The sequence below is a fragment of the Congregibacter sp. genome (assembly GCF_965662665.1).
Classification (GTDB): Bacteria; Pseudomonadota; Gammaproteobacteria; order Pseudomonadales; family Halieaceae; genus Congregibacter.
In genome coordinates this window covers 64,516-85,505 of sequence record NZ_CBFIIF010000011.1, presented here as the reverse complement: position 1 = coordinate 85,505, position 20,990 = coordinate 64,516, and the positions used below count along the sequence as shown (strand labels likewise).

Genomic DNA, 20,990 nt, shown 5'->3' with positions numbered 1-20,990 from the left:
CTACCTTTTATTGCACGGGATCCTGAAGAACGAGGGTCTCGTTGTGAAGAAGAAGCACATGTATCGCCTGTACACCGAGGAAGGGCTTCAGGTCCGCACTAAAAAGCGTAAAAAGCTCCAGCGACCCAGGCAACCAATGGAAGTGCCGTCACGCGTTAATCAGCGGTGGTCGATGGACTTTGTTTCAGATCAGCTAAGTAGTGGCAGACGATTCCGCGTACTGAATGTCGTTGACGACTTCTCGCGTGAAATGGTCGGACAACTCGTCGCTGTCTCTATCACTGGCTCGCAGGTCGCTCGCTTTCTAAGTGAGCTATTCGAAGATCGGGAAAAACCGCAGAAAATCATTTGCGACAACGGCACGGAATTCACGAGTAAAGCGATGTTCTTTTGGAGCCAAGAGTCTGGCGTAACGCTCGGATTTATCCAGCCAGGCAAACCAACACAAAACGCCTTTGTGGAAAGCCTTAACGGCAAATTCAGGAATGAGTGCCTAAACCGTCACTGGTTCCGCTCACTCGAGGACGCAGAGACCGAAATCATGCTGTGGCAAAACCAATACAACAACGTTCGACCGCACAGCTCGCTTAACTATTTACCGCCGGTTGCCTTTGCGGGGCAAGCAGCATAAATTCTGGGCATCTCATCCAAGTAATGGTTTTAACTTGGGGGATAGGTCACTGCGGATACGAGTAAAAAGATTCTTAAAAGACTCAATGTGGAACCGCCTTGTCAGTTGGAATTGGTGCAGAACCCATTTTTTCGCAACTTAATTGTCACGCTGATACACCTTAGCGTGATTCGCGTCAGAATTGCTCCACCAACGCAGAATACGCAGGCGTCTCAGCAGTCGTAACACTGGCGACCCCAGCATTAGGCGACGTTGGTGCAGAGCAAAAATACACCAGCGCTGACAGACCGAGCCAGGCTGTGAACATAAGTAAGTAAGGCCAACGGTGTAGACAGAATCGTGCGGCCAGCAGAGTCGTCACTGCAGTGCCAGCCAAGGCGATCAAAACGGGGAATGCCGCTAATGACCCAGCCCCGGTGAGCGACGCCTGAATTGCAATGCTCGCCCACTGCGCAGGCAGAAGTGCTAGAAACCAATCGGGCAGAGCGCCCGGGAAGATCGAGGCGATGAGCAAAACCGATGCCTCGCCGGCGACAACGAACAAGGCCATCAACCACCCTCGCTGAGATAGCGTTATCGCAAACAGCGCACCTCGCGCGGAGAAACTCCCACTCGCGACCACCATCGCCAAAATGGTTGAGAAAGGATGCGGGGACACAGGCATCCCCAGCGCTAATGCCAATACCACTAAGAATGCTGCATTCATCAACGCCAAAAAAACCGCTAGATCAAAGCGCCCCGCCGTCGCCGCCGCTATGATGCCAACGCCCATCAGACCTAAAGTGAATATTGGGCCGCCGCTCAAAACCAGAGAGGAAGATGTTCCCGAGAGTGCCAGCAACACCAAAACCGGCACTGCAACGCCGAGCAGCACCGTAGTGCACCAAGCTGAAGCTGGCCAAGTTAGAAGTTTGGTAGCTGTTAATGGACTCATGGCGAGGAGCCTGACCGAAGCGACTGCTGTTGTCGACCCCGACTACGAGTCACTGATAAGAGGCGCCGTCCTCAACCGCGCGGTAAAAGGTCCTCTACCGTAGGCAGTGTGCATTCCCCTGAGCCATAGGCGCCCTTCTGGATGATAGCGTTAACCTCTTGAGCAAAGGACTCTCGCCAAGCGTTTTCTTGATCCCGCCAGACGCGCCGATTGCAGGGATTTCCAAATACGAACGCCATGTAGACTTTGGCGGCAGCCCAACCCTCCTCCGAAAGCATCCCAATCTCATACTGAAAATGCTCATTTGCAAAATAGATAAATCGAGCCTCGGTCTCGGTGCGCAACATGGCTAAATCCACCATGTTGACCGAATCCAGATCGTAGGTTGCGCGATAGTGCGCCTGCGAGAGTGCCTCAGGCGAATAAATGCTCGTGGCCAAATCGAGGGCCATAACAGAACGCTGTTGAAAAATATCAGCCATAGCCACGTTCTGGCTTTGCTTCAATTCGTAGGCGACAAGTACGAGTGATGCGATTACGCCAAGCGCCGCCCCCATCTGGGCCATCCACTGATAGCTTGGTCTAAGCACTCCATACACTCCTGACGATCGATGAATCCAAGGGCCTACACCCTCTAAAAAAAGCCAATAACCTAGCCAAAAACCGCATCGATCAAGGCGGTATCCATGTACTCCCTTACCGCAACAATTCTCCCGTCCTCGACGGTAAACACCTGAGCATAGGTGTTGTTGTAATCTGCGCCCGACCGAGATCGAGCGATGCCCCTGCTTAGTACGACGGCGCGGGAGCCATCGGCAATAACCGCCTCAATGTCCGACTCTATGGTGCCCTCGAGCGATCCGAATAGCGGACCCAGCAGCCCTTGCATAATCTCCTGAATACCTTCGAAACGTCCGGAAAAACGCGTAGATCCAATATTTGTCCAGACCGCATCAGGTGAAAACAATGCCATTGCTCCATCAACATCACCTTTTCCAGCCAACTCAATCCAACGACTGACTAGCGCTCGCGTTGCTTCGGTACGCATAGATGAGCTTCTCCTCTTGTCGCTACAAAAACTCCCGTCATGGCAAGGCCTTAAAGTATCGAGGACGCCAATTCCACATCAGCCCGTTCCCAAATATTTGAGAAGCGCTCTTGAACCTTAGCGGCTTCTGCCTCTTTACCCTGCGCTTGCAGGCTCAAAGCTAGACCATAGAGCGACCATCCGTTGCGCGGGTACTGACTGAGGTCTTTGCGATATACAGCCTCTGCTGCCGCATAGTCTTCTTTCTCTAGTAAAGCGTGGCCCAGGGACTGCCGCGTGGGGTAATACCAGAACGGTGGCTCGGTGTAAGGCAGCTGATCCTGCGCCGCCACAGCGACTTCATAAAACTCGATTGCTGCATCAAGGTCGCCCTGCTGCTGCGCAAGCTCTCCAGAACCTAGAGCCATAGCAATAGCTAGCACCTGACTCGCCGGGTAGTCATTGCCATCGAGAAACCAAATCGACTCGTTATCCATCAACGGTTCCATCGCCGCAAGCTCTGCTGCGGCGCCGTCGGTATCGCCTCCCCGCGTCAGAGCCACAGAACGCGCGTAATGCCAAACAGCCAGTGAGAACGGCAGATCACCGGGTGGCTCGGGCTCTGCCAATATCTCGTCCCAACGGGCGAAGCGCACCAAAGATAAAAGTGGCACTGTCTGAAAGAACTCTACCGTCGGAAACTGCTGAATCTGCTCCAGCCGCACATTCGACGCCACCTTGCGCCCCGCCTCGATGGCCACGGCACTACGCCCCTCCATACTGGCTGAAGCCCAGAGGAAGTGGATGTTATGTGGGTAATAGAGCGCAGGGTAAAAACCCTGAGCGTTGCACTGCGCTATGTAGTCTTCGTCGACCTTGGCAGCGCGTACGTTGGCCTCAGAGGCATCGTAGTAGCGACCGATGCGCCAATAGATATGTGAGGGCATATGCACGAGGTGACCCGAACCGGGCACCAGATCCGCCAAACTGTCCGCAGCCTTCTCCGCACGCCCCGGGTTTGAGGCAGCCTCGACTGCGTGAATATACAGATGCAGCGTCAGCGGGTGCTGCGAGTTACGCGCCATGACAGTTTCCAGAGCATCGATAACCTCACGCGTTTCCGGCCTTGGGTTTTCGCCATCAAGCCAGTAGTTCCAGGGCATGGTATTCATCATGGCTTCGGCAAACATGGCTTGCACGTTGTCGTCATCGGGATACTTTGCAGCGACCTCGCGCATCGCATTGGCATAGGCTAAGTCCAGTGGTTCGCGCACACTCTCCGGGTCGCCGTTGTAGCGTAGGGCTTGAGCCTCGATCAGATCGCGTTCTTTCTGTGTGGCCGTGGCGCTGAGTGATTGCGCCTTTTGGACTGCGGCAAAAGCCGCTTCACGGTCCTGAGGCATCATTATCGCTTTGCCCTTGCTCGTGACGTTAATGTTCGGGCCAATGGCGAGTGCCTCGCCCCAAAAACACATAGCGCAGTCGGGGTCCAATCGCTGGGCTGCACGAAAGGCCCGCACGCCCTCGGCGTGATTGAAACCTGCGGCCATCATCATGCCCTGATCGAAATAACGCTGAACGCCTGCCACGGTACTAGAGATCGGATAGGTGAAGTCACCGAGTCCCTCAAGCAAAGGGGCTCCCGCCTTGGCAACCAACTCGGCCTCGTTGAGGCTAACGGGGGCAGCCTCTGGCGTCGCTTCTAAAGCAACTGAGGGCGTGCCCGCCTGCTCTCGAGAACAGGCGACAAGAAATAAAACAAAGACAAAACTAACCAGGCACTTGAACATGACAAGCTCTCTCTGTGCGGCTGGACCGCATTAGCTGAGTAGCTCTAAAGCTTAGTTCAGGCTTCCATGCTTGGCAAAACTAATAGTTATTGTTTAGAGATATTTACGACGTCACTCAGCATCCATGTCTTAAACCAGTCTTTTGATTCTGGACGGTACAGACGAAACAGAAAGAACCAGTCGTTAGCGTTTGTTGCACTCTCTGTAGTCACCCAGTTAGCTTCAAAGCCTTTTGGCACTTCGTCCAGGCTCGGCGCGTAATAGATATCCACAGATCCATCGGCGTTCTTAACCATCTTATCCAGATCTTTGGTTGAGGCACCTACGCGGTCAACACCACGGTTAAAGTTCTTGGTTTCCATGTTGTAAACGATGGCAGACCAGAAATCTTTTGCTGGCACATCATTAGGCACATTGAGCCGGTAGGTATCGTCTCCGTTCAGCAAGTTGCCATCGCTGCCACGAAGTCCAGTGAGGTAGAAAGTCGCGCCACCGAGCTGATTCGGCAGGAACGTTACATAGAAGTACGACGCAGCACGCTTGTCGATAAGAATCTCTTCGCCATCTTCAAAGGGGAATCCCATCTGCGCTTGCGGGCCAAAATTCCAGAATGACCACTCCGACATTTTCTCGCCGTCTTTCACCCAGAGAGGTGCAACCGTTTCGCCCTCGGTTGTGAATTTTTTCTGCATGTATGCGTAGGCCGGCTCTAGACCTTCGAGAGCGGCCTTTTTCTGGATCGGCGTCGGACTAAACGCTTCCCCTTTCTTAATCCCGATGCTGTGCAATGTCGAGTAAATGGCACGATCTTTCTCACGCACAGGGTTGTTCTGAACAACGTCATTAATGTCTTCGATGAAAGTCATGTTGTAGTACGGCAGGCAGTCGTAGGGAAGCTCAGTCGCATCCAAATACTCAGTAGGTTCGATGTTCCCTTCAACAGCCTCGGTCAGTGAATAGACTTTGATGCCCTTAGCGTGATCACCTGCGTCTAGGTGAGTAGCACCGTTCAATAGCGTTGGACGAAAGGAATAGGAAGCGTCGTGAGTGTCCATACCGGGAACAATAATATAGCCCTGAGCTTCGAGTTCTTCAGCTGTGCCGTGCTGGCCGCTATAGCCAGGGGGCAGGAACAGGTATTTTCCACCCTTACCTTCATCAGCACCTTTAGAGCCGACATCGATCATGGGCACATGCCAAGCGGAAATAAACGAACCGAAGTAATCAATCTTGTCGGTCATAGGTGGCACCTCAACAACCTGAGCGCCTTGCTTAGTAGAGATCGAACCCCATGCATATGCTGTGGTGTCGTTGGCAGTCAGAAAACCCTTCTCTGAACCAAATGGTTTTGTTACGAAGTTAACCGTATCGTAGTCACCCCCTGCTCGCCTTGTGGCTTTGATAAAGTCCACCTGGGCTACCGCAGGCATATAGTAAATCGCTGCCTGCGTCGCACGTTGCACGTTGCACCATAATCTGGCACTCAATATCAGGGTGCTGCGTAGAGCGCGCCAGAATATCGCCAGTGTCGTTAAAGTCTGCCCCTGTAGGGGTTACAGCCATAGAAGCGCCGCTCAAAAGAGTTGCGGCGGCCGTCAATAAAGTAAGCAGTCTTTTCATGATGTGGATCTCTTAACTAGAGTGACTTGTGACACCTTGGTGTCGGTCTGGCTTACTGCAGCTAGCCTGCCTGCCTACTTAGCATCAGCATTGCCTTAAGTGCATTCTAGATTAGCAGTGACTTCCGAGCGAGAGATTGTCTTGTATAGTGCCGATTCTATAAAAAGAAAGTGAGTCGCTAAACGGAGTGGCCGACTTTTCCCCGCATCGGCGCGGCCACCGCCATCCTGTTTTTTGCCTTTGGCGGAGCGAACGACCATGCGAGTAAGAGCGTATGCTCGAGCTAACGATCATTGAGGATTAAGAGTGATGAGGCTTTCCGACATTAACGAGTATGTTCAAACGGGCGCTGCATTGGTTGCGATTGTCGGCATATTTTTACTCGGTTACGAAGTTCAGCAAGCAAACCGTATAGCAGCGCTGTCGGCGAACCAGCTCAGGATTTCTGATGTGCAAGACATAAATCGCGAGTTGGCGATTTCAGAAGACCTCGCTGAGATAATCGTGAAACTCGAGTCCGACGGTACTGATTCGTTAAGCCCAGCGGAGTTAGTCAGGGCAAGGGCCTGGCACATGCTTATCTTGCGAGGCATGGAGGGGCAGTACTATCAGTATCAGGAGGGTTTTTTGGACCGGAAAGTTATTGATCGCACCCTCGAAGACATCTCACAGGGAATCTACGCAAGGTGGGAACAACTCGGCCTGCTCGACGCTATAGAAAGTCAAGAATGGCATCTTGAGATACGGCATTATCTGCAAGCTCCGGTTAGCTCATAGATTAGCGAGTACCTGTCGTGACCCCCAGCGCCTGAGCTAGAGCGTGGACGTCTTTTGCCGACTCATTGGGTGGCAGAGTCAATTGGGAGCCACGCAATTCCCGTCGCACGCGATAGTGTTTTCGTAAACTATCAAAGCCTGATGCTTGCTCTTCCTCAGCCAACTTAGCGAGACCTCTAAACAGCGCGTCGTCATCCCAAATCGCATAGCGCTGCCGGACAAGGTCGCGAACAAAATCAACCCCCCTGCCCTCGACGGGTTTTAAGGTGCTCGCCCCAGCGCTGTCTGTGCTTATCGCAGTGCTCACCAGACCGGCATCGATAAGTCTCTGATACAACCTACAGGTTGCCTGCCACTTGGCGTCCCAACTGTATCCGGCAATATGCGCTGTAGCGATCTTCAGGCTGGGTGCCGACAGCAAAGCCAAGTCACAATGCGGCTCGCCCTCCCACACATCCAGCACGCAGTTAACAGGGTTTTCACGTTGCAAATGCTCAAGCAGCGCGGCGTCATCAATCACAGCACCGCGCGCCGCATTGATGAGCCACTGTGATCCATCAAGACCTGCCAATGCGCTGGCATCGATGAGGTGATAACTGGGCCAGGGCTTATTGGCATGCAGGGAACAGTGCAGACTTATCACACGACACTTGAGAACCTCTGCCAATGACACCCAATCACCGCCAGCCTGACGAGACTCAAGCCAGGGATCACACACTTTGACAGACCAGCCCAGAGTCTTGGCTACAGTCGCCAATAAGCTCCCCACCGCCCCATAACCCACCACGCCAAGAGTTTCACCGCGCTCAAGGCACTCCCAGGGCGTTCTTAGTTCCGCCAGAGCCGCTAGAACGTATTCCACCACCGAATTAGCATTCGCGCCCGGAGCAGCAGCAAAAGCGATACCCTGCTCTTGGAGTGCCTCCTCATCGATGTGCTCGAGTCCTGCGGTAGCTGTGCCAACAAACCGCAGCTGACTGTTTTGTACCAAACTCCGGGTAACCTGGGTGACTGATCGAACCCAAAGAACGTCTACTCCCTCCAAATCCCCGGGTGAGATGTTTCGTCCCGGTAGCGTTTGGATCTCCAGTTCATCGCTGGGTAGCAAATCGAGCCCCACCATATTCTCATCGGCCAGAATTCGGATCACAGCAAATTCACTTCGTTAAACTCGAGGTCTTTCAGCGTCTCGCGAGCACCGCTATGAGCTCTCAGGGCAGTAAAGAACTGATCCGCGCGGAGCGGCAAACCGTGATGACTGAAAGCTCTCGCTTCGCTTAGCACGGCCGCCCCAAAAGCCCGCGTAACCGCAGGATCGGTAGGCGCGTCAAGATTGTCTAAACTGAGTCTGAATGGGATACGTCCAGCGCGAGACAAGCACCACTCGAGTGCCTGAGGCCTCGCTTCCGCTTCGAGAAATCTGGCCTGCGCAGCAACGCTCCTTCCATCCGGATCGTACCAGTACCCGTAATCCAGCTGCTTGCGACGTGCTTCTCCAGCAATGCACCAGTGTGCTACTTCGTGGAGTGCACTGGAGGCATAGTCAGCCCTAAAAGAGATACGGGCCGGAGCATCGCCTTGAGCAGGCTCGTAGAGAGGCTCTACAGCACCGCCTTGCAAGCGAGTTCTGTTGCTCTGCAAAAAAAGATCATTAAAGATCTCAATGAGCTGGTCGGCGTTAAGTCCCCTTGATGAGGACATAGTGGAATTCATCGTCTGTTTCTTCGCTTTGCTCGAGCACGTGACCCAAAAAACGGCAAAACTGGGGGATATCCCGCTGTGTCGTCGGATCGGTTGCAAGAACCAGCAATCGCTCTCCGGGAGAGAGACCGGCCATAGCCTTGTGCAACAGCATGACTGGCTCAGGACAGTTGAGCCCTCGGGCATCAAGCGTGTCTTTGGCTTCCTCGATACTCATTTTTAATCCGCTCGCCACCAAAATATCTATGGGCCCGTAGATGCAATGTTCAGCTATCTGCGTCCAGTAACAGCGCTAGACACCGCTCAATAGACGCTCGGCTTCCTCGGCGGAGACGATATCCCACTCTTCCGAATCGACGTCAAACAAGAGCTGTAGTTTGTCTGCGCGCAACTGCGCCAACAGCTGCTCTACCCGTTCCCTAAGGCTTGTTTCCTGTGCGCCATAGTCAGTGCCATCGCGACTGGCATACTCCTCAAGAAGCGCTTGCAGGTGCTCCTCTGGAACACGCGCAAGCGGGACTTTTACAAGATCTGCCACATCAGCTGGCTGGCTTTACAAACTTCAATGTCATGCGATCGCTCTCGCCCACTGCCATGCGAGCTGCGCGATTTTCATCCGCAGTACTCAATGACGGAGGGAGCTCCCAAACACCATCAGCATAGTCACCGGTATCCTTGGGATTGGCGTTTATCTCTGAGCGGTCATCCAGCTCGAAGCCAACGCTCCGCGCTGCAGCGATGATGTAGTCTTCGCTGACGTAGCCCGTCTCCTTCATGCGCTCGGGATCAGATCCATCGTTAGCGCGATGCTGAACCACCCCAAACACGCCACCGGGCTTCAGCGCATCGTAGGCTACTAATAGAGTGTTGGCTAAGGTTTCTCCACGCATCCAGCTATGCACATTCCGAAAGGCGAGCACCATGTCGGCGGTGCCTGCGGGCGCAATCACCACCGCGTCGGCAGGACCCAGAGTCGTCACCGTGACGTTCCCGTAAATGTCATTGTTTTCTCCGAGCTTCTGGAGATAGCCGCCCAAAGAACGGCGCGAATAAGCGCCGCCATTCGGGCTGTTATGCGCCGCGTAATAGCTGCCTTTCTCGTGGAGAAGTGGCGCGAGCACCTCGGTGTACCAACCTCCACCGGGTGACAGTTCAACGACGGTCATGTCCTCCTCAATGCCAAAAAACTCCAGAGTCTCACGGGGATGTCTAAACACATCACGAGCGGAGTTTTTCTCGCTGCGATGCTTGCCATTAAGCGCGGTATCCCAGTCCAGCGCCGCTGAAGCCGGCGCAGTCATAAAAATGGCCGGTGCCAGAACCAAAGTTGAAACGAGTGCCTTGAGCTTTTGCACAGATAAACTCCTCCAAGAATGAAATCACGGGGTAATATACGCGCTGACGGAAGCAAAGTGGAGCACCACCCAGTGACGACCCGCGTTTTGATCAGTTTTTTTTGCGACGACCGCCCCGGTGTTATCGAGCAGCTCAGCGCGTTGATTTCTGACCACGGCGGAAACTGGCTGGATTCGCAATTGAGTCGCTTAGGCGGACGCTTTGCGGGCGTGCTGCAGGCGCAAATCCCCTTAGATCAGCACACCGCACTCGATGAGGACCTGAAAGGCCTTGCCAGTGAGGGCATAACCGCCATTTTGACCGACGCTGGGGACCCCGACGGCGCTAGCCTGTCCACCCAACGCATCACCCTTATGGGTCCGGATCGGCCAGGCATTGTCAGGGAGCTTACCCGCGCCCTGCGCAGTGCCGGATTCAATGTACGATCTTTGGACACCGGCGTAGAAACTGCAGCGATGAGTGGCGAGCCTCTTTTTCGTGCCGACGCCTGTATCGAGCTTAACCCCGACAGCCGCCTTGACGAACTCGAGTGGCAGCTTGATGCCATGGCAGACGCTATGACGTTGGAAATCGACCTGCTAGCCGACTGATTCCACTAAAACACGTTGGATAATAGTCAGGGCGATACTCAGGCTGCTAAGAGAGCAGCCAGACTCAACGCCGTCGCCGTAACACTCCCAGCAGTATGGCTACCAGCGCCGCAAGCGCTATAAGCACCAAGAACGCCGCCAGTAAAACCAGTAATTGCGCAACGAGGCTGTTTACGCCCAGTCCAAGCTGCGTCGCCGCGGCCCAAAGCAGAGTACCCAGGGCAGCAACCCCCAGCAGGGTCGTGCGTGCGACCGAACGACGCAACGTCGGAAACTTCACGGCTCTTTAGGTGTCTCTGCGGGCAAAACCGGCGTAGGCGACTGTACGTCGCTGTTCTGTGCACGCTGGCGCAAAAAGTGATCCATGAGCACCAAAGCAAGCATCGCTTCGGCAATAGGTGTTGCACGAATACCCACGCAGGGGTCATGGCGACCGGTCGTTACGACCTCGATAGGCTCCCCTGCATGATTAATACTGGCACCAGGCTGACGGATACTGGAGGTCGGCTTCAGGGCCATGCTCACGGTGATGTCCTGTCCGCTGCTGATACCACCTAAGACACCACCCGCGTTATTGCTCAAGAAGCCTTCGGGCGTCATCAGGTCACGATGCTCGCTGCCGTAATGCGCGACACTGTCAAAGCCCGCGCCAATCTCAACAGCTTTCACTGCATTGATACTCATCATCGCCGCAGCAATGTCAGCGTCGAGGCGATCGAAGACGGGCTCGCCCAGGCCCGGAGGAACGCCTTCGGCGACAACGTTTATGCGGGCACCGATAGAGTCTCCGCTTTTATTGAGCGCAGCCATAAACGTCTCCATCTCCGGCACCTTCGCGGGATCAGGACAAAAGAAGGGATTGGTCTCAACGCAGCTCCAGTCGAGGACCTCCGCTGCTATGGGACCGAGTTGCTGCAGATAACCGCGAATGCGGATCCCCTGCCCCAGCAAAAATTTCTTGGCGATTGCCCCCGCGGCCACACGCATCGCAGTCTCCCTGGCCGAGGAGCGCCCGCCACCGCGATAGTCCCGAAATCCGAACTTATGCATATAACTGTAATCGGCATGCGCGGGACGGATGCGATCAGCAATATTCGCGTAGTCACGACTGCGCTGATCTTCATTCTCGATCAGGAGTCCAATGGGCGTGCCGGTGGTTACGCCTTCAAACACCCCGGACAGAATACGCACCTCATCGGACTCCCGCCGCTGGGTAGTAAATCGCGAGGTCCCCGGCTTGCGACGATTGAGGTCGGGCTGCATGTCACTGCTGTCCAACTCCAGTCCCGGAGGGCAGCCGTCGACAATAGCGCCCAGTGCTGGCCCGTGGCTCTCGCCAAAGGTCGTCACGGTGAATAAAGTGCCGAAAGTGTTACCTGCCATGTCGTTTCCGGGATCGTCAAAAAAAGCGATTATACGCGTTGTGGACTGCGCTGCAGAACACGCGTGAACGGCTTAACTCTCTGCGGAGGAAGAACTCAAACGCGCACTGATCGAGGCTAGCTCATCGGCCCGCACCACAAGCACCCCGTGCCCCCCTTCGGCGAACTCGAGCCAGCTTAGCGACAAGTCGGCCAGTTCGGCGTCGAGAGCCTCCCAGGAGTTGCCCAGCTCAAGAAACAAAACTCCCTGGGGAGAAAGATGCTTGCCCGCGGCTGCCAGGATGCGCCGCGTAATATCCAGACCATCGTCACCAGACCCCAGCCCCTGAGGGGGTTCTGCATGATATTCCTGCGGCATAGACGCCAGATCTGCCGCGTCCACGTAGGGAGGGTTACAGAGAATAATGTCGAACTTTTCGTTACCCAGAGCAGCCATTAGATCTGACTGCACAATGGTGACTCGTTCCTGCAACTCGTAAAGCTCAACATTTTCCCTGGCAAGGGCCAGAGCATCAGCATCAATATCTGCCAGCACAACCTTGAGCTCCTCCTGATACATGGCCGCCGCAATGCCAATACATCCTCCGCCGCAACACAGATCCAACAGGCTTGACGGTGAATCACCGGACCACCAGGGTGTGTATTGAGTACCTATCACCTCTGCAAGGGGTGATCGAGGCACCAACGCCCGTTCATCACACTTAAATTCGAGACCAGCGAACCAGGCCCGGCCGGTTAGATATGGCAAAGGTTTGCGCTCGACGATGCGGGCTTGCAACCAAGCCAGAGTGCACTCCCATACGTCTTTATCCAGCGCGTGGTCGAGCACCGCATCACCAGAATCCAGAGGCAAACCCGCGGCGCTCAGTAGCAAAAACACCGCCTCATCCCAGGCGCTGTCACTACCATGCCCAAAGAAGACTTCCGCTTTCTCGAGGGCCCGATACGTTTGATCTAAGGCAGCGCCCAAATTTTCGGGCGTGGTCGCAGAAAGCTCATAATCTGCAAGAAACGCTTCGTTGCTGCCGTTTGACGAGGTTGTTACCATCTTTCTTTATCCCTAAATCTGAGTAACTCAAGTCATGGAATCGCATTGGGCGGGCATTATCGCGGGCATCGGAGAAGATCTCGAGCGCCCGGGACTCGTTGATACACCTAAACGCGCTGCCAAGGCGTTTGAGTTTCTTACTCGAGGCTATCATCAAAGTATCGATGAAGTTGTGAATAACGCGCTGTTTCCATCTGACAGTAATGAGATGGTTCTGGTACAGAATATCGAAATGTACTCCATGTGCGAGCATCACATGCTGCCATTTATTGGCAAGTGCCATGTGGCTTACATCCCCACAGGAAAGGTCTTAGGCTTATCCAAAATTGCGCGACTCGTCGATATGTACGCCAGGCGCCTGCAAATACAGGAGTCGCTGACCAGCCAGATCGCCGAAACGATAATGGAGGTCACTGATGCTGAAGGTGTAGGCGTGATAGTAGAAGCCCAACACATGTGCATGATGATGCGCGGCGTTGAGAAACAAAACTCGCTTATGAAGACTTCCGCAATGCTGGGAAGCTTTCGCTCTGATCAAAAGACGCGCGACGAGTTTCTCGCACTACTGCAGTTACGCCAGTAGCTAAGGGTATAGATCTAGGGGCATAGTTCTAGGGGCTGAGTTTTAGAGCCTCTACATGTAGATATTGGCGGTCACTACTTCGCGCTGACCCGTAAATCAGTAATCGATAGCTGTCTCCCCCGTGTTCGAGGGTGTAAACGCGATAGCGCTGTGACACTTCCGTGCCGTAAAGCAATCGCTGCTGGAATATTCGATTAGCCCACTGCACGCTGCTACCGCAGGCGCGGGCCTCGCAGCTGAATACCTTGCTTATCCCTTCATCCTGCCCAAGACGTTCGTCCAACTCGTCGATCATCTCAACAGTCGTATAACCATCGAGCACACGCCAGGTGTAGCCCGCTAGCTCTCCGCTGAGGCGTTCGCTCCGTCGGGGAGCCCAGGCACCACGAATTTTCTCAATCGCACCCAGAGGCACCAGGTAGTCGCGAACAACCCTCCCGGATTGCACATCGATGTTTTCCAGGTGTGCGTAATCGTCCAGCGCGGAAAAATACTCCGCCGGCGACCGGTTTGCTGCGGCAGCCACCGTTGGGGCAAGGACGATGAGGACAAGTAACTTTGCAAAACGCATGATCAGACTATAACGCCAATTGCCCCGCAATAGGCAGAGCAACCAGCGCCACAACGCACTAGCCGTTGCTCAATTGCAAAAGCAGGCTGTTCAAACGTTCGACGTACGCTGCGGGATCGTCAAGCTGACCACCTTCGGCAAGGTTCGCTTGATCAAAGATGATCTTTGCCAGATCACCAAAGCGGTCCTCGTCGGACTCCGCATCCAAACGATTGATCAGGGGGTGTGTCGGATTAATCTCCAGCGTGGGCTTGGATTCGGGTACCGGCTGACCGGCTGCCTCCATGATGCGTCGCATCTGCGCGCCCATATCCTGCTCCCCTACCACTAAACACGCGGGAGAATTCGTCAGGCGAGTCGTCACTCGGACCTCTTCAACATTCTCTGTCAAAACGGTCTTGAGACGCTCAATCAATCCTTCGCTATCTCTTTCCGCAGTCTCTCGCGCCTGTTTTTCTTCTTCGCTTTCGTCGTCAAGATCGAGACGACCACGAGCCACGTCCTGAAGTTGTTTGCCATCAAACTCTTGCAGATGGTTCATCAACCAGTCATCCACGCGATCTGACAGGAGCAAGACTTCTATGCCACGCTTACGGAAGACTTCAAGTTGGGGGCTGCGTTTAGCCGTATTGAAGTTCTCCGCGACCACATAAAAGATCTTTTCCTGCCCTTCCTGCATTCGCTCGATATAGTCCCGAAGCGACTGGTCCTGCACCTCGGTGTCGGTGTGCGTGCTACTAAAACGCAGTAAATCGGCAATCTTGTCTTTGTTGGTCATGTCCTCAGCGGGGCCTTCCTTGAGAACCTGACCGAACTCTTTCCAGAACGTTGCGTACTTTTCGCTATCGTTCTTCGCCATTTTGGAGAGCATATCGAGGACACGCTTGCTCAGGGCGCTGCGCAGGGCATCAACAGTCTTATCCTGCTGGAGAATCTCCCGGGATACGTTCAAGGACAAATCATTGGAGTCGAGGACGCCTTTGACAAAGCGCAAATACAAGGGAAGAAACTGTTCAGCGTCATCCATGATGAAGGTGCGCTGAACGTAGAGCTTCACGCCGCGGTTGGCGTCTCGGTTCCACATGTCAAAAGGCGCACGGGTGGGAATGTAGAGAAGACTGGTGTACTCGAGCTTGCCTTCTACGCGGTTGTGACTCCAGCTCAAGGGCTCTTCGAAGTCATGAGAGACATGCTTGTAGAAGGCACCGTATTCCTCGTCTGAAACTTCACTGCGGCTTCGCGTCCACAGAGCGGTCGCTTCATTCACGGGCTTGTATTCGGCTTCTGCAGGCTCTGTCTCTTCTGCGTCTTCTGCAGCGGGCATTGGCGCCTCTTGCATCAAAACCGGAACAGAAATGTGATCGGAGTACTTCTTGATAACGCTGCGAACGCGCCAATCATCCGCAAAATCTTTACAGTCTTCACGTAAAAACAGTGTGATGCTTGTGCCACGTTCAGTTTTTTCCTGCGCCTCGATGGTGAACTCGGACTCGCCACCAGACTCCCACAAAACCCCTTCGCTGGGCGCTGCGCCTGCTTTTCGGGTATGTACTGCAACGCGGTCAGCCACGATAAAGGACGAATAGAAACCCACCCCAAACTGGCCGATAAGTTGAGAATCCTTCTGCTGATCACCAGACAATTGCTCAAGAAATGCCGCCGTACCGGATTTCGCAATGGTGCCCAGGTTGTCGATGACCTCATCACGGTTCATGCCGATACCGTTATCGCTGATCGTCACGGTACCCGCTTCCGGATCCACATCCACGGTCACGGCATACTCACCGTCACCCTCAAGCAACGAATCGTCCGAGAGCGCCGCGAAACGCAGCTTATCCACGGCATCGGATGCGTTAGAAATCAGCTCACGAAGGAAGATTTCTTTGTTGGAATACAGAGAGTGAATCATGAGGTGCAGCAATTGCCGCGCCTCAGTCTGAAAGCCCAAAGTTTCCTTATTTACTTCTGCAGTCATGGTGTCCTCTAAATATGGCTTAGCTTGACGAATCGATAACCTCTGATATGGGGCCATGGGCTGCGAATTCAAGCTTAAAACAAAGTCCGCGGGCACAAAAAAACCCGCCATCGCTGGCGGGTTTTGAAGGAGATCCGATCAGGTTTTACCAACCAGTGATTTCAGCCAGCCCTGTTCCGATATCGGCCAAAGAACGGACGGTCTTTACGCCAGCGTCCTCAAGTGCCGCAAACTTCTCATCAGCGGTGCCCTTACCCCCCGAGATGATGGCCCCTGCGTGCCCCATACGCTTGCCCTTAGGCGCGGTAACGCCGGCAATGTAAGAAACAACGGGCTTGGATACGTTGGCCTTGATATAGGCAGCCGCCTCTTCTTCAGCGGTGCCACCGATCTCACCGATCATAACAATCGCCTCGGTCGCAGGGTCCGCCTCGAACATCGCCAGGATATCGATAAAGTTGGAGCCGGGAATCGGGTCGCCACCAATGCCGACGCACGTAGACTGACCGAAGCCCGCATCGGAGGTTTGCTTTACGGCTTCGTAAGTCAAAGTGCCCGACCGAGACACGATACCGACCTTGCCCGGCAGGTGAATATGGCCCGGCATGATACCGATCTTGCACTCTCCCGGCGTGATTACGCCCGGGCAGTTAGGTCCTACCAGTCGAACACCCAGCTCATCACATTTTACTTTTGCTTCGAGCATATCCAGGGTTGGGATGCCTTCTGTGATACATACCACCAGCTTGATTCCGCCGTTAGCTGCTTCGAGAATGGAATCCTTACAGAATGGTGCAGGCACGTAGATTACCGAGGCTTCTGCGCCAGTGGCCGCAACGGCTTCGGCAACCGTGTTAAACACTGGAAGACCCAGATGCTCCTGTCCGCCTTTACCCGGCGTAACACCGCCGACCATCTTTGTGCCGTATTCAATCGCTTGCTCTGAGTGAAAAGTACCCTGCGAGCCCGTAAAGCCCTGGCAGATTACCCTGGTGTCCTTATTGATCAGGATACTCATTAGGAATTGCCTCCCGCTGCTTTAACTGCCTGCTGTGCCGCGTCCGTAAGACTGGTCGCCGCGATAATGTTTAATCCACTGTCTGCCAAAACCTTACGTCCCAGCTCAGCGTTGTTACCTTCGAGGCGTACAACAACGGGGACTTCTACTCCAATCTCTTCGACTGCGCCGATAACGCCTTCCGCGATGAGATCGCAGCGAACGATGCCGCCAAAAATATTGATCAGAACAGCTTTCACCTTGTCATCCGAGAGGATGATTTTAAACGCTTCGGACACACGCTCTTTGGTAGCGCCGCCTCCTACATCCAGGAAGTTTGCGGGATCACCGCCATGTAACTTAACGATGTCCATGGTACCCATCGCGAGACCCGCACCATTGACCATGCAGCCAATATTGCCATCCAGTGCAACATAGTTGAGTTCCCACTGCGCTGCGTGTGACTCACGCTCGTCTTCCTGGGAAGGATCGTGCATTTCGCGCAGGGCAGGCTGGCGATACAGGGCATTTCCATCAACGCCGATTTTGGCGTCGAGGCAGTGCAAGTTGCCTTCGGTGGTAATAACCAGAGGGTTGATTTCGATGAGCGCCAGATCCTTCTCCTGAAACATCTTGGCGAGGCCCATGAAGATTTTAACGAACTGCTTAATCTGGTCGCCCTTCAGCCCCAGGTTGAACGCCAACTCTCGGCCCTGATAAGGCTGAGCGCCATTCAATGGATCAATGACAGCGCGGAGAATTTTTTCGGGCGTCTCTTCAGCGACTTTCTCGATCTCAACGCCACCTTCGGTTGAGGCCATAAACACGATGCGCCGCGACGAGCGATCGACTACCGCTCCGAGATACAACTCGTCAGCAATGTCCGTGCAGGACTCCACGAGAATTTTGGATACTGGCTGGCCATTAGCGTCGGTCTGATAGGTAACCAGGTTTTTACCCAGCCAATGGCTGGTGAATTCTGCAATCTCTTCCTTGGTCTTGACGAGCTTGACGCCACCCGCCTTGCCTCGTCCTCCGGCATGGACCTGGGCCTTAACTACCCACATGTCGCCGCCAATGAGGTCGGCTGCTTCTGTCGCAGCCTGCGGAGAGTCAACTGCGTGACCCGTGGAAACCGGTAAGCCATACTCGGCGAAGAGTCCCTTACCCTGGTATTCATGAAGATTCATGTGAAATCCCGTTAGTGTTCAAGGAAACAAAGTCGCCCTGGACCCCTTGCCCAAAGCGTTTCTACTGACACCCCAACTATTATTATCGAGGCATCAAATTCTTTAGCGGCGCTTGCGGTTTGCCACGTGAATAGCGTGACCGTCGACGGCAAGTGCCGCCTCATGTACAGCCTCAGAAAGTGTTGGATGGCCAAACACCATCAAAGCCAGGTCTTCGGTACTTGAACCAAACTCCATGGCGATCAACACCTGCTGCGCCAGATCCGCCGCCGAGGGCCCAACAATATGGCAACCCAAAATGCGGTCAGTCTCCGCATGTGAAATGATTTTCACCAGACCGTCAGAGTCATTGGCCGCAAGTGCTCGTCCTGAGGCCGCAAACGGGAAGGTTCCCGCTTTGTAGGGAACCCCATCAGACTTCAGTTCCTGCTCGGTACGCCCCACCGCAGCAATCTCAGGGTGCGTATAGATGATAGAGGGGATGCACTCGTAATTAACCTGTGCGGGTTTCCCGGCGATTCGCTCCGCCACCATGACACCCTCTTCGGAGCCTTTATGAGCAAGCATGGGGCCGCGTACGACGTCACCAACAGCAAACACATTCGGCGCCTCGGTAGCGCACTGATCATTGACGAAAATGAAGCCCCGCTCATCCAGGGTTACCCCGGAGTCATCAGCCAGTAAGTCCAAGGTACGGGGGCGGCGCCCGACAGAAACAATCAGCTTATCGAACACCTCGGTGTGCTCACCCTCGGGCGAGGTATAAACAACATGCACTTTGCCATCTTTCACCGTCGCTTGAGTAACGCGACTGCTTAGGCGGATATCCAGTGACTGCTTCTTAAAGAGTTTTCCGGCTTCCTTGGCAATCTGGGTATCCATCATTGCCAGAAAGTCGTCCAGCGCCTCAAGGAGAACGACTTCAGAACCAAGCCGCGACCAAACACTGCCCAGCTCAAGGCCAATAACGCCGGCACCAATGACGCCGAGACGACCGGGCACTTCGGTAAACTCGAGTGCTCCCGTTGAATCGACAATGTACTCGTTGTCCACTGGAGCAGGAGGAATCTGCACCGGCTCCGAGCCGGCCGCAATAATAACGTTACCCGCCTCTACCGTTGTGACAGTGCCATCGGCAGCAGTTACTTCGACATTCGCGCCGGAGAGAACTTTGCCTCGGCCCTGAATCACCGACACGCCATTGTGTTTAAACAGCCCCGTGACACCACTGGTTAGCTGTTTAACGATCTTGTCTTTACGCTCAAGCATCGCCGGAACATCGATGCTCGGGTTTTCCAGCCCAATACCGTGAACACCATAGGTATCCTTTACATCATGGTACTTCTGGCTCGAATCGAGGAGCGCCTTTGAGGGAATGCAGCCTACGTTAAGGCAAGTACCGCCAAGGGTCGCGCCGCCTTTTTCATCCGTCCACTCTTCAACAACTGCCGTGCTGAGGCCCAGTTGCGCAGCGCGAATCGCCGCAACATAACCGGCAGGGCCGGAACCAATAACTACTACATCAAAACTATCTGCCATCGTGAAATCTCCGTCAGGCTAGCAAAAGGGGGCCGTAGCCAATTAGAGCTGAAGCAGAATCCGCGCTGGATCCTCAATCAAATCTTTCACCGCCACCAAATACTGAACGGCGGTCTTACCGTCGATCAAACGGTGATCGTAAGACAGCGCGAGGTACATCATCGGCAGTACAACAACCTCACCATCAGCCACCATCGGACGTTCCTGGATTTTGTGCATGCCCAGGATTCCCGTTTGCGGGGGATTAAGAATCGGCGTACTGAGAAGCGAACCAAACACTCCCCCGTTAGTGACCGTAAAGGTGCCGCCCGTCATATCGTCGATGGTGAGCTTATTGGCTTTCGCCCGTGTCCCGAGATCCACGATCGCGGCTTCCACATCGGCAAGACTCATAAAGTCTGCGTCTCGCAGCACAGGCACTACCAGCCCGCCCTCGGTGGATACGGCAACACCAATATCCTGGTAGCCGTGATACACGACGTCATTGCCATCGATAGATGCATTAACCGCAGGAAAACGCTTAAGAGCTTCGCAGGCTGCCTTGACAAAAAAGCCCATGAAACCGAGCCGTGTCCCATTGTGCGTCTTTTCAAACTGGTCCTTGTACTTCTTGCGCAAGGCCATGACCGGCGCCATGTTCACCTCGTTAAACGTGGTCAACATTGCGGTGGACGTCGTCGCATCCAACAGGCGCTCGGCGATACGTGCCCGCATACGTGTCATGGGTACGCGGGTTTCAATTCGCTCACCCGTTGGAGCGCTAGGTACATCGACCACGGCCGTGCTTTGGGGCGCCGCCGCGGCAGCTGCCGCAGGTCGATCCTTAATGTAGGCCGCAACATCTTCTTTGGTGATGCGCCCACCTTTGCCCGTGCCCGGTATCAACGATGGGTCGAGCCTGTGTTCCTCGATCATTTGACGGGCCGCTGGGCCCATCTCCGCGACGGCCTCAGCGGAAACGGGAGCCGCATCTGCCGTAGGCGCCTCAGCGGGACTGCCAGCCGTGTCTGCCGCCACCGCCCCCTCTTCAAGATCTGCAAGCAGTGCTTCACTTTCAATAGTGTCGCCTACCGCGGCATGGATTTTCTTGATGACACCATCAGCAGGTGCAACAACTTCCATCACTACTTTATCGGTTTCGATCTCGACGATGAGTTCGTCTCGCTTTACCGCCTCGCCCTCTTCCTTGTGCCAGGCAGCAACCTCACCGTCGGCAACGGACTCGGGAAATGCAGGTGCTTTGATTTGGATAGCCATGAGTTTTCCTTGTAAAAATCGC

General features: G+C 54.4%; 23 protein-coding genes. 4 read left to right on the top strand and 19 right to left on the bottom strand.

Features of this window, described 5'->3' with window-relative positions; translation table 11 throughout:
• Positions 1–631: IS3 family transposase (locus tag ACTG39_RS06910; protein ID WP_439106803.1), on the top strand; the 631-nt coding region annotated here is incomplete at its 5' end.
• A gap of 175 nt (positions 632–806) precedes the next feature.
• On the opposite strand, the gene ACTG39_RS06905 is transcribed toward ACTG39_RS06910, so the two are convergent.
• From ACTG39_RS06905 to ACTG39_RS06885, 5 genes are all read right to left on the bottom strand, one after another.
• A complete protein-coding gene (locus ACTG39_RS06905) occupies positions 807–1,505 on the bottom strand; it encodes a hypothetical protein (protein ID WP_439106802.1) in 699 nt (232 codons plus the stop codon).
• A gap of 131 nt (positions 1,506–1,636) precedes the next feature.
• A complete protein-coding gene (locus tag ACTG39_RS06900) occupies positions 1,637–2,155 on the bottom strand; it encodes a hypothetical protein (RefSeq protein ID WP_439106801.1) in 519 nt (172 codons plus the stop codon).
• Between the two features lie 62 nt (positions 2,156–2,217).
• Complete coding sequence (locus tag ACTG39_RS06895) at positions 2,218–2,613, bottom strand: nuclear transport factor 2 family protein (RefSeq protein ID WP_439106800.1); 396 nt, start codon at positions 2,611–2,613, stop codon at positions 2,218–2,220.
• Positions 2,614–2,663: 50 nt separating this feature from the next.
• The gene (locus ACTG39_RS06890) at positions 2,664–4,382 is read right to left on the bottom strand and encodes a hypothetical protein (RefSeq protein ID WP_439106799.1); all 1,719 of its coding nucleotides are present in this window, start codon (positions 4,380–4,382) and stop codon (positions 2,664–2,666) included.
• Positions 4,383–4,468: 86 nt separating this feature from the next.
• Positions 4,469–5,845 carry a DUF1214 domain-containing protein gene (locus ACTG39_RS06885; RefSeq protein ID WP_439106798.1) on the bottom strand — a complete coding sequence of 459 codons (1,377 nt, stop codon included), beginning with the start codon at positions 5,843–5,845 and terminating at the stop codon, positions 4,469–4,471.
• A gap of 466 nt (positions 5,846–6,311) precedes the next feature.
• Between ACTG39_RS06885 and ACTG39_RS06880 the strand changes: the two genes are divergently transcribed.
• Positions 6,312–6,779 carry a hypothetical protein gene (locus tag ACTG39_RS06880; RefSeq protein ID WP_439106797.1) on the top strand — a complete coding sequence of 156 codons (468 nt, stop codon included), beginning with the start codon at positions 6,312–6,314 and terminating at the stop codon, positions 6,777–6,779.
• Position 6,780: 1 nt separating this feature from the next.
• Here ACTG39_RS06880 and ACTG39_RS06875 read toward each other — a convergent pair whose 3' ends face one another.
• The 5 genes from ACTG39_RS06875 to ACTG39_RS06855 all read right to left on the bottom strand — a co-directional run bounded on the left by ACTG39_RS06875 (position 6,781) and on the right by ACTG39_RS06855 (position 9,835).
• Positions 6,781–7,929 carry a 4-phosphoerythronate dehydrogenase gene (locus ACTG39_RS06875; protein ID WP_439106796.1) on the bottom strand — a complete coding sequence of 383 codons (1,149 nt, stop codon included), beginning with the start codon at positions 7,927–7,929 and terminating at the stop codon, positions 6,781–6,783.
• A complete protein-coding gene (locus ACTG39_RS06870) occupies positions 7,926–8,480 on the bottom strand; it encodes an elongation factor P hydroxylase (RefSeq protein WP_439106795.1) in 555 nt (184 codons plus the stop codon). The genes ACTG39_RS06875 and ACTG39_RS06870 overlap by 4 nt, the downstream gene beginning before the upstream one ends.
• Entirely contained in the window at positions 8,458–8,697 is a 240-nt protein-coding gene (tusA, locus tag ACTG39_RS06865) for a sulfurtransferase TusA (protein WP_439106794.1), read from the bottom strand. Before tusA ends, ACTG39_RS06870 begins: the two co-directional genes overlap by 23 nt.
• Positions 8,698–8,772: 75 nt before the next feature.
• Positions 8,773–9,018: a YheU family protein gene (locus ACTG39_RS06860; protein WP_439106793.1), complete on the bottom strand. Its 246-nt coding sequence runs from the start codon at positions 9,016–9,018 to the stop codon at positions 8,773–8,775.
• A gap of 1 nt (position 9,019) precedes the next feature.
• A complete protein-coding gene (locus ACTG39_RS06855; protein ID WP_439106792.1) occupies positions 9,020–9,835 on the bottom strand; it encodes a class I SAM-dependent methyltransferase in 816 nt (271 codons plus the stop codon).
• A 72-nt stretch (positions 9,836–9,907) separates the two neighbouring features.
• On the opposite strand from ACTG39_RS06855, the gene ACTG39_RS06850 reads away from it, so the two are divergent.
• Positions 9,908–10,426 (top strand): glycine cleavage system protein R, encoded by a 519-nt coding sequence (locus tag ACTG39_RS06850; RefSeq protein ID WP_439106791.1) that lies wholly within the window; start codon positions 9,908–9,910, stop codon positions 10,424–10,426.
• 64 nt (positions 10,427–10,490) lie between these two features.
• Here ACTG39_RS06850 and ACTG39_RS06845 read toward each other — a convergent pair whose 3' ends face one another.
• The 3 genes from ACTG39_RS06845 to prmB all read right to left on the bottom strand — a co-directional run bounded on the left by ACTG39_RS06845 (position 10,491) and on the right by prmB (position 12,856).
• Positions 10,491–10,706, bottom strand: a complete 216-nt coding sequence (locus ACTG39_RS06845; RefSeq protein ID WP_439106790.1) for a hypothetical protein — start codon at positions 10,704–10,706, stop codon at positions 10,491–10,493.
• Positions 10,703–11,809 carry a chorismate synthase gene (gene aroC / locus ACTG39_RS06840; protein ID WP_439106789.1) on the bottom strand — a complete coding sequence of 369 codons (1,107 nt, stop codon included), beginning with the start codon at positions 11,807–11,809 and terminating at the stop codon, positions 10,703–10,705. The genes ACTG39_RS06845 and aroC overlap by 4 nt, the downstream gene beginning before the upstream one ends.
• Before the next feature lie 72 nt (positions 11,810–11,881).
• Complete coding sequence (prmB, locus tag ACTG39_RS06835) at positions 11,882–12,856, bottom strand: 50S ribosomal protein L3 N(5)-glutamine methyltransferase (RefSeq protein ID WP_439106788.1); 975 nt, start codon at positions 12,854–12,856, stop codon at positions 11,882–11,884.
• A 34-nt stretch (positions 12,857–12,890) separates the two neighbouring features.
• On the opposite strand from prmB, the gene folE reads away from it, so the two are divergent.
• A complete protein-coding gene (folE, locus tag ACTG39_RS06830) occupies positions 12,891–13,439 on the top strand; it encodes a GTP cyclohydrolase I FolE (RefSeq protein WP_439106787.1) in 549 nt (182 codons plus the stop codon).
• A 28-nt stretch (positions 13,440–13,467) separates the two neighbouring features.
• Here folE and ACTG39_RS06825 read toward each other — a convergent pair whose 3' ends face one another.
• The 6 genes from ACTG39_RS06825 to odhB all read right to left on the bottom strand — a co-directional run bounded on the left by ACTG39_RS06825 (position 13,468) and on the right by odhB (position 20,968).
• Complete coding sequence (locus ACTG39_RS06825; protein WP_439106786.1) at positions 13,468–14,010, bottom strand: DUF4892 domain-containing protein; 543 nt, start codon at positions 14,008–14,010, stop codon at positions 13,468–13,470.
• A gap of 58 nt (positions 14,011–14,068) precedes the next feature.
• Positions 14,069–15,985, bottom strand: coding sequence for a molecular chaperone HtpG (htpG, locus tag ACTG39_RS06820; RefSeq protein ID WP_439106785.1), 1,917 nt, complete (start codon positions 15,983–15,985; stop codon positions 14,069–14,071).
• 145 nt (positions 15,986–16,130) lie between these two features.
• Complete coding sequence (sucD, locus tag ACTG39_RS06815) at positions 16,131–17,003, bottom strand: succinate--CoA ligase subunit alpha (RefSeq protein ID WP_439106784.1); 873 nt, start codon at positions 17,001–17,003, stop codon at positions 16,131–16,133.
• Positions 17,003–18,172: an ADP-forming succinate--CoA ligase subunit beta gene (gene sucC, locus ACTG39_RS06810; RefSeq protein ID WP_439106783.1), complete on the bottom strand. Its 1,170-nt coding sequence runs from the start codon at positions 18,170–18,172 to the stop codon at positions 17,003–17,005. The genes sucD and sucC overlap by 1 nt, the downstream gene beginning before the upstream one ends.
• 102 nt (positions 18,173–18,274) lie before the next feature.
• Entirely contained in the window at positions 18,275–19,711 is a 1,437-nt protein-coding gene (lpdA, locus tag ACTG39_RS06805) for a dihydrolipoyl dehydrogenase (RefSeq protein ID WP_439106782.1), read from the bottom strand.
• Positions 19,712–19,753: 42 nt separating this feature from the next.
• On the bottom strand, positions 19,754–20,968 hold the full coding sequence (gene odhB, locus ACTG39_RS06800; protein WP_439106781.1) for a 2-oxoglutarate dehydrogenase complex dihydrolipoyllysine-residue succinyltransferase: 1,215 nt from the start codon (positions 20,966–20,968) through the stop codon (positions 19,754–19,756).
• Positions 20,969–20,990: the final 22 nt, after the last annotated feature.